This is a genomic window from Terriglobia bacterium (assembly GCA_020072565.1).
Taxonomy (GTDB): Bacteria; Acidobacteriota; UBA6911; order UBA6911; family UBA6911; genus JAFNAG01.
Window position 1 is genome coordinate 180,895 of record JAIQGI010000007.1, and the last position, 16,989, is coordinate 197,883.

The 16,989-nt window shown below is 52.7% G+C and carries 12 protein-coding genes; 3 read left to right on the top strand and 9 right to left on the bottom strand.

Annotated features, from left to right (window positions below; translation table 11 throughout):
• Positions 1-91 precede the first annotated feature (91 nt).
• The 9 genes from LAP85_06170 to LAP85_06210 form a co-directional block, all read right to left on the bottom strand.
• On the bottom strand, positions 92-2,488 hold the full coding sequence (locus LAP85_06170) for a YfhO family protein (GenBank protein ID MBZ5495971.1): 2,397 nt from the start codon (positions 2,486-2,488) through the stop codon (positions 92-94).
• 68 nt (positions 2,489-2,556) lie between these two features.
• A complete protein-coding gene (locus LAP85_06175; GenBank protein ID MBZ5495972.1) occupies positions 2,557-2,784 on the bottom strand; it encodes a hypothetical protein in 228 nt (75 codons plus the stop codon).
• An 18-nt stretch (positions 2,785-2,802) separates the two neighbouring features.
• Entirely contained in the window at positions 2,803-4,206 is a 1,404-nt protein-coding gene (locus LAP85_06180; GenBank protein MBZ5495973.1) for a B12-binding domain-containing radical SAM protein, read from the bottom strand.
• A gap of 160 nt (positions 4,207-4,366) precedes the next feature.
• On the bottom strand, positions 4,367-5,845 hold the full coding sequence (locus LAP85_06185; GenBank protein MBZ5495974.1) for a B12-binding domain-containing radical SAM protein: 1,479 nt from the start codon (positions 5,843-5,845) through the stop codon (positions 4,367-4,369).
• A 392-nt stretch (positions 5,846-6,237) separates the two neighbouring features.
• The gene (locus LAP85_06190) at positions 6,238-7,638 is read right to left on the bottom strand and encodes a B12-binding domain-containing radical SAM protein (protein ID MBZ5495975.1); all 1,401 of its coding nucleotides are present in this window, start codon (positions 7,636-7,638) and stop codon (positions 6,238-6,240) included.
• A gap of 367 nt (positions 7,639-8,005) precedes the next feature.
• Entirely contained in the window at positions 8,006-8,926 is a 921-nt protein-coding gene (locus LAP85_06195; GenBank protein MBZ5495976.1) for a glycosyltransferase, read from the bottom strand.
• Positions 8,927-8,962: 36 nt separating this feature from the next.
• Complete coding sequence (locus tag LAP85_06200) at positions 8,963-9,292, bottom strand: hypothetical protein (protein ID MBZ5495977.1); 330 nt, start codon at positions 9,290-9,292, stop codon at positions 8,963-8,965.
• A gap of 27 nt (positions 9,293-9,319) precedes the next feature.
• Entirely contained in the window at positions 9,320-11,116 is a 1,797-nt protein-coding gene (locus tag LAP85_06205; protein ID MBZ5495978.1) for an FAD-dependent oxidoreductase, read from the bottom strand.
• Between the two features lie 1,091 nt (positions 11,117-12,207).
• Positions 12,208-13,302, bottom strand: a complete 1,095-nt coding sequence (locus tag LAP85_06210; protein MBZ5495979.1) for a flippase-like domain-containing protein — start codon at positions 13,300-13,302, stop codon at positions 12,208-12,210.
• 1,372 nt (positions 13,303-14,674) lie between these two features.
• Here LAP85_06210 and LAP85_06215 point away from each other — a divergent pair.
• The 3 genes from LAP85_06215 to LAP85_06225 are packed head-to-tail and all read left to right on the top strand — an operon-like array spanning position 14,675 to position 16,977.
• On the top strand, positions 14,675-14,968 hold the full coding sequence (locus LAP85_06215) for an HPr-rel-A system PqqD family peptide chaperone (protein MBZ5495980.1): 294 nt from the start codon (positions 14,675-14,677) through the stop codon (positions 14,966-14,968).
• On the top strand, positions 14,965-15,891 hold the full coding sequence (locus tag LAP85_06220) for an HprK-related kinase A (protein MBZ5495981.1): 927 nt from the start codon (positions 14,965-14,967) through the stop codon (positions 15,889-15,891). Before LAP85_06215 ends, LAP85_06220 begins: the two co-directional genes overlap by 4 nt.
• 3 nt (positions 15,892-15,894) lie before the next feature.
• Positions 15,895-16,977, top strand: a complete 1,083-nt coding sequence (locus LAP85_06225) for a nucleotidyltransferase family protein (GenBank protein MBZ5495982.1) — start codon at positions 15,895-15,897, stop codon at positions 16,975-16,977.
• Positions 16,978-16,989 lie beyond the last annotated feature (12 nt).

Sequence of the window (16,989 nt, forward strand, 5' to 3'; positions counted from 1 at the left end):
TGTCCTGACATAGCCTGCGTCGTCCGATCAACGTTAAAGAGTTGCGCGACCAAAAAGGAAATAAACTCTGCCGGCCAGCAAATCGTGACCATCAAAAATTTCTGCCCTGCGGTGTCTCGGCTGTGTTTCTGTTTCGAACTGTGTGAAATACAACTGCTGCAGGAAGAAAGAGCAAGGTAGCCAAAGAGGCGATCACGCCAATTCGATATGAGACAGGCCTGTAAACAAACCGCACCGAGTGACCTCCCGCCTCTAAAAATACCGACCGGAACAGGTAGTCGGCGCGATAGATTTTTGTCTCCTTGCCATCGACAAATGCTTCCCAGCCAGGATAGTATATCTCGCTTAGAAAGAGAACCCCGCTGCGATTCAACCTCAGGTCCAGCACGATCTCTTCCTCCAGGTAAGTCCGAAAGGACACTTTGCTATCGTCCTGGGCAGGCGAAACATTTTCCAATTTTATCTGAGGCTGTTCCTCCACAAAGACAACCTCCTCCGCATTAAAAGCCGGGTCCCTCATCGCCTGCAAAATGCTCTTTCTGTCGCTTTTGACCACCGCCCTGTGCATGACAAATGCCCTGGGCAAGGCAGAACGGTTCTCATAGAGGTTAACCTTCACCGTGTCTTTCCTGTCAGGATCCCACGTCTTTGCCGCAGGAATACGATCAGTACAAACAAGCTTAAAACCAGGTCCCTGAAGCGCCGTGGCTGTCAGGATATACTTCGTATTCAGCAGATTTACAGCTACAGAAGAACAATTTGAGAACCGCAGAATGGTGAACTCTTGAACGGGCTCCCGATTCTGAAATGCAGCAACAAAATCGGCATAATCTTTCAGAATCTCGAGTGACCCGTAACCGTTGATGCTGGAGATCCTGTTGAGCTTCAAAACCGCATCCTGTTCAGGATAGTCCAACATAGGCAGGACACGAAATGGCAGTTTCTCCTTACTGAGAAAGTCGACCGCCTTTCCCTTTCCGGTAAACGGCGTCAAATCATAGGTTTTCAGAAACCTCGCAGCATAGATCCAGAGATCGCCAAATATAAACAGCGGCATCGCAATCGCCAGTACGTAATTTCTCCATACGGTCCGCTTGCGAACACTCAGGGGCAGAATCGCAAGCACAGCCATCAGCCCGATCAAGCCAACATCATGAGTTAGTGTATCCCGGTATTTTTCGAAATATTTTACTATCGTACCGGCCGCTCCAAGGCTGTTGTCGCCAACAGCAAGATCGTACTGCGGCGAGCGGGCCTGTACTGCGATAACCGATGAGGAAGATATACCGGCCGCCATGGCAATGCCCAGGCAGCAAGTTCCGACACCTAATAATAAAAGCTTCGTCCGCTTTATGGCCCTTTCAGTCAACTTCCAAACCTGGTTCCTTACATGAAACACGCCGAAGCCCACCAGAACAGAAGCAGCAAAAGAATAAACATACAGCAGCAGAATCGGATTTCTAAAGGTGTCGAACCCGGGGAAACATCGGTAAAATAAAGCATAAATTGGAGTATATCTTCCCATCGCAAGGACCAGCGCAAACAAAGTCAAGATCCAGAAAAACAGAACGTATCTGTTTCTAATCATAAAAAATGAGATCGCCACCATGAACAATCCAAAACCGCCCACATATCCGATCGCAACGGGAAACGGAAAACTGCCGGCGCCAAAAACCGCTGAACTTCGGGGAAGTAAAAAGGTCACTAAATAGGACGGCGCCATGGACCATCGTGTGAACGCAGCATAATTCTGTTCGACGGCGCCGCGGACGGAATACCGAGCAAGCTCAGCCGCAGGAACCAGCTGCACGGCGCACAAGGCGCATCCGACGACAGCGATTGCAATAAAGGTTACAATCGCACAAAAGGCAATTTGCCGTTCTCCTCGGATCAAATAAAATATGAAAAGATAAATCGAAAACAGAAACAGCGACACAAGACCATAGTAAGGACATTGTGGGTGCCCGGCGAAGAGCTGCACACCAAAAACGAAGCCTCCGAGCAGACCGTAGACAATTTTCCTTTTACGTAAACCCCACAGGAAAAACAAAAATATCAGGGGCGTCCAGCACATGGAACTGAGCACGGTCTCGTGTCCCCACCACAGCTCATCGATAAAAAATCCGCTGAACATAAAGGCAACAGCGCACGCGGAAGCGCTGACCTTATCCATGGCCATCTCGCGAGCCAGGAGATACATGAAAAGTCCGGCCAGAAAAACGTGCAGAACAAGACTGAAATTCATGGCGAGATGTGCAGGAAGAAGAAACAGGATAAAATTGACTGGATAAAAGATGCGGCAGCGCAAGCTGGCAAGGTAGGGAAATCCAGAAAAAGTATAAGGATTCCAGAGTGGAACTGACAAAGATTGCAGATGTTCAGCATCGAAGACGCGGTACGGATATATAAGACGGAGGTGATCTTCGACATTTCCGATTGTTATAAACCCCAATGTGACCAGTTTGTGCAAAACTGTCAGCGTTAGCACCAATAGAATCAGAGGTGGAAGAAGCCAATGCCTGGCGAATCCAGCTAGAGTCGAATTTGATTTCATTATTAAGGTTGTTTTAAAAATATTTGCACGTCTAACCTGAATTTTTCATGATGCAGAAGCGCACGCCCATGAAAGCAACAAAATTGGACGCGGATAAACGCGGGCAGGAGCTTTTGCCACGCCGCAGGCGCAAGCGCTTCGCGCTGGCCCTGCACGCCGAACATGATCGAACGGTCGGCGTCGATCAGCGTTTTTCCGCGTCCAAAACTGCCTTTTGGTCGCACCTTCATGAATAATTCGGTCTGCCCTCACACTATCTTGCGCAGCTGCAATCCCCATCGTACAAGGTTCATCCAGCTAAGATTCATATTGCTCTTCATTGCCGGAGCGCTGCTCAGGTCGAAAATGAGCTTGAAGATCCTGTTCGGAGGCAATTTAACAAGCAATTTGATCAGAGGCAAAAGAAAGGGATACTTGATGGCCAGGCTCGCAAACCTGCTCACGTTCACAATTTGATTGATCTGCGCAAGATTCAAAATACTGCCCTCGTTCATCGTTTCCAAATATTCAGGGCTCCGGTCCAGAAAGCCGTGTGAGACGGCATAATCTGCAATTTCTGTTTTTGGATAAGGCTGGAACAGGTTATTGATAGTGTAATCAGGTTTTAGTTTTTGATTGAACTCTATAGTCAGAAACGATTTGTCCAGGCTTTCGTGCGGCAGCCCAAACATATTGTATGTTCCGAATCGCACTCCGTATTTCCTCAGTGAGTTTGCGGCCTCGAGCAGCTGTTTATCCGTCAAGTGTTTCTTTAGTACCTGATTCCTCAGGCGCTCGTCGCCGGTTTCAACACCAAAAAAAACATTGAGACATCCGGAAGATTTCAGCATCTGAATCACAGCTTCATCCAGCTCATTGGCTCTGGCCAAGCCCGTAAAGGGCAGATTCACTTCGCTCTTGTACCTCGCCAAGAACTCCAACAACCACTCTTTGTGAATGGTAAAGGTGTCGTCAGGAAAGCGAATCAATCGGAGATTATAGGCATCGGCCGTTGCTTTGATCTCCTTGATGAGACTATCAATGCCTCTCTTTCGCACAATTTTCCCTAAGCCGCGGTGGAGCTCGTTGAACCTGTGGTTGAAGCAAAAACTACAGCGGTAGGGGCACCCCCTGCCTGTCAGAAACTTCATCGCCGGAACAGAACGAAGCAACGTGCAGTCGTCATAAAGCGTTCTGTCGGGAAAAGGTAAGGCGTCCAGATTATCAATCAAAGGCCTCAGATCATTTTTGATGATTTCGGAATGGTCGCTCTTAACCCACAGGTTCCGGATATCGGAAATATTGTCGCCACGATCAAGTCTGTCGGCAAGCTCGAGCAAAGCAAATTCTCCTTCGCCCACACAAACCATGTCCACGCATGGTTCCTCGATAATCTCTGGAAAAAATGTAGCATGCGGTCCGCCCAGGATCACGCTTTTGTTCAGCTGGCGCTTGATCTCGCCGGCAGTCTTGAGCACCCACCGATGTGGTCCCGTCATCGTGGAAAAAGCAACAAGTCCGGGATCGTAATCTGCGATCCTTTGCAGGTAGTCGGGGCATTGGCTCACGATAATGAGTCGGCAGTCATGGCCGTGCTCTTTTAACAGAGCCGAGATATACATAGGCCCCATATATTCAAAAGGCACATTCTGCAGAAACAACACTCTAGTCATGCCCGTTTATGCCCGATCTCCGACAGCGAGCGACATTTCTTTACCCCTCCTCCAGCCAGCAGCAACAGGCGCGGAGCGACACCGGAGCGGTTGCGATTCTCTTTGCCCAAATCGCAGGAGTTTTGGCGGGGCGTACGAGGTGTCAGATGCCAAATTTGAGTCAACGCAAGGATTCAAAGGAAGAAACAATCCCATTTTTCAACAGACGAGCATTATGCCTCAGAATGAAAAACAGGAGTGAGACGACACGCTCGAAACCGTGTTGCCGGACAATGTCTAATGTCTTTCGCCACTGCTCCCATTGTGGCAGAGCAGGATCGATAAGTCTGTCGTAATACCCCAAACTGACATGTATTTCGTTAAATGTTTGGATCCTCTCATTCCCAGAATATTCGGCGGTCTCAAATATCGGATCCATGCCATTGCCACCGAACTGAAGAGCGCCCTCACAGTGTCGGAGCAGCCTTCCATGAGCTCGAACCCAGGCGTCGGCCTCGGTGTGCGGATACGGCACAAAATTAAACCAGAAGCCGTCGATGCCCTGCTCTCGAACGAAATCCATCGACTTCAGATCGCTTTCTCTGGTGCTGTACGGAAGCCCCAAAATAAAAAAGCCGCCGACTCCTATGCCCGCACTCTTAAGATTCCTGATCCCTTTCCTGATATCCTCCAACCTCTCACCTTTGTTGATGGCATTGAAAACAAAAGCATCGGCACTCTCGATCCCTATCCAAACGTAACGGCAGCCCGCGCGTTTCATTTTTCGGGCGATGCGCTCATTGATTCGGTCGGCGCGGATGCCGTTCTGACTATTCCAGGGCATACCCAGATCTTCCGAGATGATGGCGTCGCAAAGTGCCTCGACCCTGCTTAGTTTCAGTGTAAAATTGTCGTCTACAACGGTAAACCTTTTACTTCCATATTTTGTCCTGGCGTGCTTGAGTTCATCGAGCACATTCGATGCTTCACGATATCGCCAATCTCCGCCCATAATCGCCGGCATCGAGCAGTACGAGCAGTGATACGGGCATCCTCGGCTGCTCAAGAGGGGATATTCCCATATCACTCCGCCATTCGCCGTCACCGAAGTGAAGCTGTTATAGTTCGGAAAACCAACACTATCAAGGTCTATGGTGTTGGGCCCGCACGGATTGCGCTGCAAGGCACCATCCTGCCAATAAAGCAGGCCATCCATCTCACCGATCTTAGCGTCACCCTTTAAACACTCACACAACGCGGGCAGCCGATCTTCTCCCTCCCCTTGAATGCCGAAGTCAATCTTATTCTCACCAACATATTTTAAGCCGTCCAACGTAATGTGCGGGCCGCCGACAACAGTAGTAATTCGAGGGCGCCTCTCCCGGACAGATCTCAATATCCGATTCGCCACCTCGGCCGTGAAAGTCTTTACTGAAATTCCCGCCACTTCAGGTTCGAATGCATTCAAAACAGAATCGATCCTCTGCTCCACTTCGCGAAAAGAAAGATCAGCGTTGGGATCACCGCACGAACCCATAGTAAGATTATTTAAGTCAAGAACCCTTATTTCATGCTTTTCCCTCAGAACCTCGGACAAGTATCCAAGGCCAGTATTGAGTCCCTTATTTTTTCCGGGCGGATCGATCAGCAAAATTCTCATGATTGCACGGCCGACAACAGCAATAGGCTCGGGGCAGGTAATTGACGACTTTCAGGCATCTTTCGAGATCCTCACCGTCCTCGAACGCTACGCTCCAAATGTGAAAAATACATTCAGCCTGAATTATTCATGAAGCAGAACCGCACGCCCGTGATAAGCAACAGGATTGGACGCGGGTAAACGCGGGCACGAGCTTTTGCCGCGCCCCGGAACGGGCAAGCAAGACGGCAAAAGCTCCTGCACACCGACCAAGACCGGACGGTCGACGTCGGGCAGCGTTTTCGCGCGTCCAAAACTGCATTTTGATCGCACATTCAGGAATGATCCGGGTTAGCAGGATCTGCGTTCGTTGGTTTTTAGCGCGGGGCAACAGATGGGGCATGCCTAACCTATTACGACCACAGTCTCTTGATAGTGCGCGTGAGGGTGTACACATTCCCGACCCTCTTGAGAGATTTTATAGGATGCGATATTCCGATCTTGAAAAGGAGTCTCCGGTACACTTTAGAGGTGAATTCCCTGCTCATGTTTTCCACATCGGCCGGCGAGAAGGATTCTGTTCCTATCAGGCCATAACCGTCGGGGATAAAGGCTTCGGAGAGTGTTTGGGGCGTAACCGGCCTGGCAAGATAACCTTTGCTCTCGCACAAGGCGTAGAGCTCAGTACCGTATATCGGGGTGGCGATGAGGTTGATAACTTCCACTCCATAGTCGTCCATGAGATGCAGGGCAAAGTCGACGGTCTTCCGCATGTTGCCCAATGTCTCTCCCGGGAACCCGAGGATAAAAAAGGCTCTCAAGGGCAGATCCACGTTTCTGCAGCGCCTGGCAAACTCCTCCACGTCCGGCAGCCGGATCCCCTTGCGCACGATATGGTTTAGAACCTCCTGGTCACCCGACTCCACACCCATGCTCAGGGATTTGCATCCCGACCGTTTAAACTTCTTGAGAATCGCTTCAGTGATCGCCAGATTCACACGTATGCCGTTCGGCGTGTCCCACGTGACGGATCTTTCGGCCAAAACATCCACAAATTTCAGAAAGCGGTCCAGGTCAAACATCAAATTATCATCTTCAAAGTGGATGTGCCCCACTTTGTAGGCATCCGACACGTACCTAATGTGCCTGGCGACATAATCGGCTGAATGGGGACGCCATGCCTTACCCATGCTTTGAGAAACAGAACAAAAAACGCAACGATAGGGGCAGCCCCTGCTGGTAATCATGGACATGTTGCGTTTTACGTCACGATCCCTGGTATATATCCCCTTTTTATAGAGGGTCAGATAGCAATTCATGTCGATCAGGTGGTAAGCCGGAAACGGAATCCTATCAATATCCTCCAAACGCGCGTGGTCCTCTGATTCCAGAATGCCGTCGCCTTGACGAAATGCGATTCCGCCGACCTGATCCAGACGCCGTTCCCCTCTGAAATATTCAATAAGCTCACCCGTGATCTCCTCGCCTTCGGTGCGGGCAGCAATATCGATGCTGCGATTCTCCAGGAAACGGTGCGCCCGGCAGGAAACGTTTGCACCGCCGACCACTACGGAAATCGACGCATCAACATCCTTAACCAACTCGGCGGTTGCCAGAACATTTTCCTCCTGGGTGGCAAATTGGCTCGATATCCCTACAATATCCGGCTTGAATTCTTCGATCTCCCGCCGCAGCAACTGTGGAACGAGCCCATAATAAACCTTGTCATTCGAATCCCATGCCTCTGCGCGCGGAGCGGTAAGGCAGTCAAGGACTCTGACACGACATCCCTTTGCTTCCAGCGCAGCCGCCACATAAAGAATTCCCAGTGGCAAACCTATCGAGCCCTGCACCGAGGACCTGTGGGTTTTGGCCCGGAAAGAATGCGAAGGATTTATGAGTAAGATTTTTTCCATCGTGGTATTTTTAATTCCCGCATTGAACCTACGGCTTAACCTGATTTATTCATGAAGCAGAACCGCACGCTCGCAAAAAGCAAGAAAATTGGACGCGGATAAACGCGGGCAGCGTTTTTCCGCGTCCAAATTGCACTTTGGTCGCACATTCATGAATGATCCGGGTTAACAGAATTATCCTGCGAGCGGGATCCATCGTGGCGACCTGAGCAGCAATGGTTTTAAAGAGAGCTCAATGAAAAAAACTAAAGATGCTGCAGCAGTTTCATGCATCGGCGATTTGCCGCGCCCCGGATTTTGATGCAGACAGCACTGCGGAATAATATCCCAATGCCGTAGCAATCTGCGAAAGAGCTAAAAGGCAGAAAGCTAGCACTCTTTGACTGAACTGGGCGTACTCCTTCAATATCAATTGGAACAGAGCGGCATATCCCCTCGAAGACATCAGCTTTTGTTCGGGGTATCTAGCATAGATCCTATAGGCCGCTTTCCCATAATTGAAATTCTTTCTGGCAAAAGAGCGCAAGGTCAAATCCCTGTCGTGATAGACAATTACGCTTTCATCCAGAATCAAGCTCCCGCCCTGTTTCAACAATCTGATATTAAGATCCCTGTCTTCGCCGGATGCTCTCTTGAAACGGTCATCGAACCGCCCCACCCTGTCCAAACTCGTTTTTTTATACCCGGCGTTGCAGGTCGACAAAAACACACTTGCCGGATCAGCGGACCTCTGACGCAGGTACCAGTTGAAAAAATCCGCATTGACCCTGCAAAAAATGCTGTCGTTTGCGTCACTTGCCACACATCCGCCTATGCCGTCGGCATCGGGGAATTTGCCCCATGCCTTGATGGTGGCTTCGAGCCAGTTGGACACCGGCATGCTGTCATCATCCAAAAACAGGATGATATCTCCCTGTGCCTTCTCTATTCCGAAATTTCTGGCGGCAGCCGGTCCCTGGTGGTCCTGAACGTAATAACGGATCCTGATTCGGTCTCTCAGAACCGAAACGGCCCGAGGTTCCCTGCCATCCCCGCCGTCGTTGACAATAATGATCTCGATGCCCTCTTTGTCGCCATTCTGGTCCGCCAAGGCTTGAACGCATCTCTCCAACACATCGACGGTGTTGTATGTGGGTATAACAATAGAAAACCTCGGCCGGCTCTTCGCTGACATTATTTCAGGCATGCAAACCTTAAAAGTACATTTCTCGAAACCAAAAATTCAGTTTCTGATCTCAACAATTTTATTATAAATCCAGCCGATCATCGCTCCGCTGACCGTGCCGATGGCAAACCCATAGGCGAAACCAACAAGGCTGCCGAAAAACGAGACCCGATAGCCGATAAAGTACTGGCTCAAGAGCTGCAAGTGCGGACCGACACCAGGTTGGCCGGTCGCAGTCATCTGCGGCCCCTTGAGCACCAGCCAGTTGGTCGCCGCGAAAACAGACAGGCCCATCAGCAGACCAAGAATCAAGCCTATCAACTTTGCATTAAGCAAGATGATCCCGCTAAACAGTTTGTCGTCTTCTGTGGATTTGATTCGCGCCATATTCGCACCCGTAAACGTCCAACTCAATCAATATTGATCCAAGAAATCCCTGAATGAGAGCAGTTCAGTCGTCTTTTTCACACGATAAAGATATAATGCCAATAAGGCGTTGCGCAGATAGGCAAAAAGCCATCCGAACAGGAATCCCGAAGTGAAGCCGAACAGCAGCCCGTCGAATGCACCCCTCACGGTCACTGCATAACCAGGGAAATATTGCGAAATCAGCTGGAGATTTGGCCCGACGACCTGTCCGCCTTTTATCACAAGCCAAAGCGTTGCCATAAACATGAACAGCCCGGACACAGTCCCGATGGCAGTTGCAAATCCGAACTTGTCCATTCGGGAAAATGCCCGGATGATGGCGGCGTCGGAGATGCTCCTCGCAGGCTCCTCTGCAGCCTCCGCCCTCTGTTCTTCGTGATACTCCTGTTCCACGTTGATTCTCCACAGGTCGTGCCGGGCCCCAAAGACATTCTCGACTGCCAGCATCGCAGTAAGCATCGAGTGGTCCTGATTGTTGTATCTGTGCATGCCGTTGCGGCCCACAAGTTGAAGGTTGCCGATCCCGCCCAAAAAGCTGCGCACAATGTCCAACATGTCACGGTACTTTGAATCGTAGGCCGGATACGCTTTTGCCATGCGCACAACTCTGCCGTCTTCTACATCAGAACTCCTTGCCAGGCCGAGATCTTCCATTTCCCTCTTCCCGAGCTCGATCAGTTCCCGGTCGGTCATATTCCAGGTCTCATCCCCCTCAAAACAAAAGTACTCGAGGCCGAGACAAGTCTTGGCGGAATCCGGCACCATGTACGGGCTCCAATTTTTAAAGTTCTGCACTCTGCCCACTTTTACACTCGGATCGTGAATATAAATCCAGTTGTCGGGGAACAAAGCTGCCTTATTGACGACGAGCGCGACTGTGAGAAAATCCCGGTAGTTAAGGTTGCAGGCAGCCTCAAGCACGGCATCCGGGACTGCCGGCCGCAGTTTTTGAACGAGTTCCCTGACAGGCATGCTGCTGATAAAATCGGTCCCGTAAAAAAGTTCATTCTGGCCGTTTCTCCTCACCTCCAATGCCTCCACCCTGCTGCTGGTCTTGTCCCAGAGAATCGCGTCGACCTCGGACTGCAAACAGACCCGGCTGCCGTTGTTTCCGACAATGTCCGACACCGTCTGCCACATCATCCCGGGCCCGAATTTCGGGTAGTCAAAGGAGTCGATCAATGTCCGGATTACACCTCCCCGGCCAGTGTTTTGAGTGTCCTTTAAGAGGGCATTGCGAACGGCGCTCAGCAGAGAGAGCCCTTTGATCCTCTGTGCCGCCCATTCGGCTCTTATCTCATTGCAGGGTATGCCCCATACTTTTTCGGTGTAGGTTTTGAAAAAAGTGTTATAGAGACGTTTCCCGAAACGATTCGAAACCCATTCCTCAAAGGTTTCCTCATTCTTATATGGAAACAGATGAGCATGAAGATAACTGAGGATTATCAGTGTGCTGTTCCAGATCCCCAGACCGAACAGGGCATTCCAGGGGCGGAGCGGGTAAAAAAAGAACTTCTTGTTGTAATAAATCCGTGAGAGGCGCTTGCGATGGAGCATGTCTTCATTGAGCACCTCTTTCCACATATCCTCCGCTGCCTTGATTTTCGTAAAAAAGCGGTGACCGCCGATGTCGAATAAATAGCCCTTGTAATTGACGGTTCGAGAAATCCCGCCGACCAATTGGTCCTTTTCCAGCACCACGAATTCAGCGCCGCGCTTATGCAATTGGTAGGCGGCAGTCAATCCGGCCGCGCCTGCGCCAATTATGACCACTTTTTTCATGTCGTCGTGTCTGGTGATTTCACACCCTCAAGGATGACTGCATATATAATTTGAGTACCAGCAAGGCCTCGTGCCGACATCCCTGACCCGCCGCAGCTGCTTCCCGAAGCGATCTCCAGACGCTGACCCGGCTTATTCATCAATCAAGGGGAAAAACAGATCTGTGGACCGCGAAAAACGCAAACGGCTGCCGACCGTTTTGAACTTGCCGGCGTGCAGGATTTTTTGCCGCCTCGCAGGGGTCGGCGTTTCGCGCTGATCGTGCATGCAAGGAACGGGCTGCCGACCGCTTGCGCTCGTCTGTCTCGAACGGATGCCGCGCAACCACGGGAGTTCGACGGCCCGTTGCTGGCAAGCACGGCGACACAAGCTCATGTCCGCATCCATCTGCGGCCAATTCCCTGGTGTTTTTCTGCTTGCCATTAAACTTCATGAGCAGTTCAGGTTAGAATCCGGGGCAAAGCGACCGTAGAAGCGTTGGCGGTGCTTCGCCTTCTCGGTTACAGGACGATACTCCAGTAACTCATTGATTTATAACTGGTTATTACACAATGCGCGTGGAAACCGGCAAGCCGGCCGGCAATCATCGTCACTATCTTAGGAGTCAAAATCCGAGTCGAGCGAGGGCGGTCGCGTGCGCTGGCTCGAATCCGATCGTTCCTCTATTGGTGCTTACTTCTGGCGCGATGTAGCCAGCCACGCTTTATCTTGTACATTGATCCGATTCAATAGGTACTGCCGAAGCTACAAACAGATTTTGAACTGGTCTGTCCTCCCCGCCGGCACCCTTGCGGCGGATCCTGCCCACAGCATTTCTAGTTTGCTTAAAGCCTGCAATACAAGACTATGAAGCTTTTCGGCATGAGGGGGTCTGTTACATAAATACTATTTTTACGCAGTCAAATCAACCTGAATTCAACGCGGACGCTGTCCCGGCGTATGAGCGCCAACCGCCTTCTTCGGAACTAAGAAACCGACATGCCAACCTCCTGACTTGTTCACGCTGCGCCGCCCGTTGCATGAAAATGAAGCCGCGCCGACCGGGGTCGTATTTGACGGGGGATAGCCCGTCACTGTGCGGTCCGGAGTGGTCAGGACCGGCACGGAGGGCTGGATGCACGCTCAGATTTCGTTCCTCGATCGCCCTTAACTTCCTGTAGGCCTGCAAGTCTCAGCTCCTCTTGAGTCCGCTCCCCCAACCTGGCCATGCGGCCGATGGAAAGACCCTCTCTGTTCAAGAAAACCAATCCAGCAATGATCATGGGAGCCATCGAAAGAACATAACAGCCATTGCCGATTCCAGCCGCTTGCGAGTGCAGATCTTGCAGGGACAGGTAGCGCGAAAAAAAGTTCACCAATCCCAGGCTCATGAAAAACTGAAATCCTCCAACCCCAGCCGGAGTCGGGATAGAGACTCCCACGACGGTCAGCACCACAAGAAGTACAGTTCCCGCAAGGGGAAAACCGCTCAGATAGGCGCGGACCAGACACCAGAGCTGCATGGTTATGGCAAGCCATATGGCGAACGACAGAAGAACCACTCGAGGCATTGCCCCACGGCTCTGAAGAGCGCGGAAGCCGTCCAGGAAGTGCAAGACCAGGCCCCTGATTCTCAGCGGAATTCGGTCGGCCCAGTGAGTGCTTCGCATCAGCAGAGCGGCTATTGCGAATCCAATGCCAAGTGCAATCAAGCCCTTGATGGAGTAGCTGCGAACGCTGATGATGATCTCCTTTCCCCGTTCCGCATTCGGGGAGTAGCGCTGGCTGAAGAATATGAGGTAGCCTACAAAAAAGATCAGCACGGTGACCGTGTCCAGGATTCTCTCGAAAACAGAGGCCGCAATGACTGTGGCGACCGACAGTTTTTCCTTCCGGGCCAGGATCACCGAGGCTGCGACTTCGCCGGTGCGAGGCGGAATGACATTTACCGCATATTTGACCAGGGTCAGCGCCAAGAGGTTCTGGTAGGAGATGTTCGCCTTTGAGGGTGTCAGCAGTACCCCCCAGCGCGCGGCACGCAGAAGCATGTGCAGCGTCACGAAGCATAACCCGGCCAGTAGCAACAGTGGGCTGCCTTGAATCATAACGTGGAGCGCGTTTCCCCAATCGGGAACCGAGCGATAAATGAGATAGCCGATGAGAAATGTCAACCCGATGCTGATGATTATCTGTGCAAGTCTGCGCATCAAACTCCTCGTACCACTCCTGCAATCCTTTTTTGCCGCCGGTCTGGACCCATGCTGTGCGAGAATTTGAGGTATGTCAACTGGAAGTATCGCGGCTTGCTTGCAGAGGCGAGAGGATTTGACTGCAACCGTCGAGCGCTTACTGGGCCCGGGAACGTCGTGGCCATCAGCTTGCTAGAAAACAAAGCTAAGCCAATAGCGAAGGCAAGGCAGCCGGGCCGTCGAACTACACAAGGTTTAACGACTGCCGGCCGGGATTCCATTGGCTCAGCAGGAGCCGGCCCCTCAGCCCCCGCCAGGTGCAGACGCGCGCGGTGACGGCATCCCAAGCAGCCAACCCGGCACTGTCCCGGGGTGCACATGGCCGAGAACGGAAATCTTGCGACGTTTGCCTGGCATTGTCTTCTGCGCTAACCTGAACTGTTCACGAAGTTGGATGGCAAGCAGAAAAAAACAAGGGAATTGGACGCCGACAAGGTCAAGACTGTCGGAGTCCGCCTGCGTCTTCCGGCGTCCCAGGATCTGTTTTTGCCATTCACTCATGAATGATCCGGGATAACGGACTGAGTCCACACAAGATGCAGGACCTCTCGTCCGGTCACGGCGGTGCTAACCCGTACCCTTGGCGGCCGGGTGAGAGTTTTTTGATATTGCCGAAAGTCTGCTTCTTACCTACAATTGGGGCGGTTCCGGTTTTGCACCAATCAATGGACGGAGGCCTTCTCATGTTCCGAAACGGGGTTCTCGCTTTTCTCGGATTGTCTCTGGTCGGTTTGCTCGGATGGATCCTTGTGAGATTTACGCGACCAATTCTGGGCGTTTCCCATGAAGGGTTCTTGATTTTGACCTTGCTCTCTCTGGCGTTCGTCGTCGCTTTGTGCCTGGTTCAATTGGCTTTTCAGCCTCGGAAGACTGGCTGAGAACAGGGCGATAACCCTTCTGCCATAAAGTAATGTCTTTGACAGCCTGGACTGAGCAGAATATAATGAGAGTCACCCCTCACTTTTAAACATGTTCTATCTGTCTTTGGAATCGTGCCCTGGTAACGGCTTGGACCGAGTGTTCGCGCTTCGACGCGCAACCGGCATGCGCGGGGGCATTCAACGAAACATCCTCTTCGGAGAACGCAAGCATGGCTGAGGACATTCTAAAACCCTCGGAAGGCGCAGATACGGACCAGGACGGCGACAAGGCAAGAAACTCGCCGAACGATAGTGTGTCACGGTCCCGCCGCGGACTGATGAAAGCCGGTCTGATTGCTGCACCTCTCATCCTGACCCTCAAGAGTCGCCCAGCGTTAGCGGCGGGCCCTAACAATAGGGTAAGCAGGTTTTCGGTTGGCAAATCTCACCATCCTTACGGAAATTGAGGCATGGCTGAGGAGCTGCTTCGGTGGCACATAACGCAGGGCTGCCGGCTGCTGTGGCGGGGATGGGATGATGAATTCGTCGTCTACAATACGGGCTCCGCGGATACCCACGTCCTTGATCATCCCTCAGCCGCAATGCTCAAGGCCCTGGAGGGATCACCACTCACGTCCAAACAGCTGACTGAGTCGCTCCGTTTCAAACTGGATGTGGATTCCAAAGAAGACCTCTCATCTTTCGTGTCGACTCTGCTTCAGAAACTTCATGAATTGGGCCTGATCGAGTCTGCACCGCGATGAGAATTGGCGAATTGTCACCCCCAGAGCTTGCGCATCGGCTCAAACACCAGGGCATCTGCCTGCAAACAGGCCCTTTTTTGATTCACATTCAGACACCACTGCCGCTGGTAGCCCGGGTCCTTCAATTTCTGTACGCTGATTTCAGTCTCGAGGACACGCACGAACTTGTGGATTTTCATATCCGTTTGGACCGGCCGAAGGGTGTTCGTCGCTGGCTGCGTCGGCAGGCGCAATTCTATCTTGATGGGCGCGCCCCTTCCCATCCGATGCCCCTGCGCCTGGCAGTGCCGCTTCTGGAATGGGGCATGAACTGGTGCGTTGCCGAACAGGTGCATCAGTTTCTGGTCATTCATGCTGCAGTAGTCGAAAGGTGGGGCCGCGCGATGATGATCGAGGCCCCACCGGGCTGTGGCAAGAGCACGCTTTGTGCGGCACTCGTTCATCGCGGATGGAGGCTCTTTTCGGATGAGCTCGCGCTCATAGGGCTGGTTGATCCCCGCATCGCCCCTCTGGCGCGGCCGATTGGCCTCAAAGACGAATCGATCGGCATCATCCGCGACTTTGCCCCTGAAGCCGTGATCGGTCCCGAGTGGCACGAAACCCACAAGGGTACGGTCGCGCACATTCGTCCTCCCTCCGATGCTGTTCAGCGCGCTCATGAAACATCGTTGCCTGCCTGGATTGTCTTCCTGACCTACAAATCCGGAGCCGTTCCCAAGCTCGAGCCCGTGCGCAAGTCGAGGGCTTTCCTGCGGGTCGCTGACGCCGCATTCAATTACACTGTTCTTGGCGAACGGGGGTTCGAGACCGTGGCGCGCATGGTAGATGCGTGCGATTGCTACGAGTTCAGTTACGGGAATCTGGAAGAGGCGGTCCAGGAGCTTGCGCGCCTGAAACCGGATGCCGGCCTGGCACCGCGGTGAGCTATGTTTGATTCGGAAAACCTGCTGCTCAAGGCTCTGCGCGATCCGCAGATTTCATGCTCTTTTACCATAGGCGAATGGGATGTGTGTCTGCGGCAGGCGAGTCGTTCCCGCGTTTTGGCGCGGTTCTGCATCTTGCTCGACCAGGACGGACTCCTCTCCGCCCTGCCTGCCAAGGTTCGTCAACACCTGGAATCTGCACGCATGGTTGCTACCCACTACGAACGGGCCCTCCGCTGGGAAGTAAACCGTCTCGAGGTCGCCCTCGAATCTCTGGACATCCCGATGGTCCTGTTGAAGGGAGCGGCCTACGTCGTGGCCCAATTGCCGCCGGCCCGAGGCCGCCTCTTTTCCGACATCGATATCATGGTCCCGAGGGACATGATCGGGCTCGTCGAGTCAACCTTGCTCCAACGCGGCTGGGAGCCTGCCGAACTGGACGCGTACGATCAGCGCTATTACCGGACCTGGATGCATGAACTGCCGCCGCTCAGGCACCGTGAGCGCAAGGCCGTCGTCGACGTTCATCACAATATCCTGCCCGAAACCGGCCGGCTGCATCCTGATCCACGCCTGTTGCTGCAATCCGCCCAAGCTGTGGCGGGAACCCGTTTCAAGGTGCTGGCGCCCACCGACATGGTGCTTCACAGCGCCGCGCATATGTTTCAGGACGGCGAGCTGGCCGGCTCGCTGCGCGATCTTACCGACCTCGACGACCTGTTCCGGCATTTTGGCGGCCGTGCCGGCTTTTGGGACCAGCTCGCACCTCGAGCCGGAGAGCTGGATCTGAGCCGCCCGCTTTTCTACGCTCTGCGTTGCGCCCGGTATTTCTTCGCCACACCCTCGCCGCGGCAGGTCGTAGCCGCTGCCGCTCAAGCTGCGCCACCCAAACCGATCCTGCACCTGATGGATGCTCTGGTCCGACGCGCCTTGATTCCGGCAGCTCCCGATAGCACGCCGTGGAAAACCGCAGCCGCGCGCTGGCTGCTCTACGTCCGGTCGCACTGGCTTCGGATGCCACCCCTTCTTCTGGCCCGCCACTTGTGCAGGAAGAGTCTGCGCCGTTTCGATGCGCGGGCGGCCTAGTTTTTTCAGGAT

Excerpts from the sequence above, each read along its gene's own strand:
- LAP85_06225 (MBZ5495982.1), top strand. The coding sequence starts at position 15,895 with ATGTTTGATTCGGAAAACCTGCTGCTCAAGGCTCTGCGCGATCCGCAG.
- LAP85_06215 (MBZ5495980.1), top strand. The coding sequence starts at position 14,675 with ATGGCTGAGGAGCTGCTTCGGTGGCACATAACGCAGGGCTGCCGGCTG.
- LAP85_06220 (MBZ5495981.1), top strand. The coding sequence starts at position 14,965 with ATGAGAATTGGCGAATTGTCACCCCCAGAGCTTGCGCATCGGCTCAAA.
- LAP85_06185 (MBZ5495974.1), bottom strand. The coding sequence starts at position 5,845 with ATGAGAATTTTGCTGATCGATCCGCCCGGAAAAAATAAGGGACTCAAT.
- LAP85_06195 (MBZ5495976.1), bottom strand. The coding sequence starts at position 8,926 with ATGCCTGAAATAATGTCAGCGAAGAGCCGGCCGAGGTTTTCTATTGTT.
- LAP85_06205 (MBZ5495978.1), bottom strand. The coding sequence starts at position 11,116 with ATGAAAAAAGTGGTCATAATTGGCGCAGGCGCGGCCGGATTGACTGCC.
- LAP85_06200 (MBZ5495977.1), bottom strand. The coding sequence starts at position 9,292 with ATGGCGCGAATCAAATCCACAGAAGACGACAAACTGTTTAGCGGGATC.
- LAP85_06175 (MBZ5495972.1), bottom strand. The coding sequence starts at position 2,784 with ATGAAGGTGCGACCAAAAGGCAGTTTTGGACGCGGAAAAACGCTGATC.
- LAP85_06210 (MBZ5495979.1), bottom strand. The coding sequence starts at position 13,302 with ATGCGCAGACTTGCACAGATAATCATCAGCATCGGGTTGACATTTCTC.
- LAP85_06180 (MBZ5495973.1), bottom strand. The coding sequence starts at position 4,206 with ATGACTAGAGTGTTGTTTCTGCAGAATGTGCCTTTTGAATATATGGGG.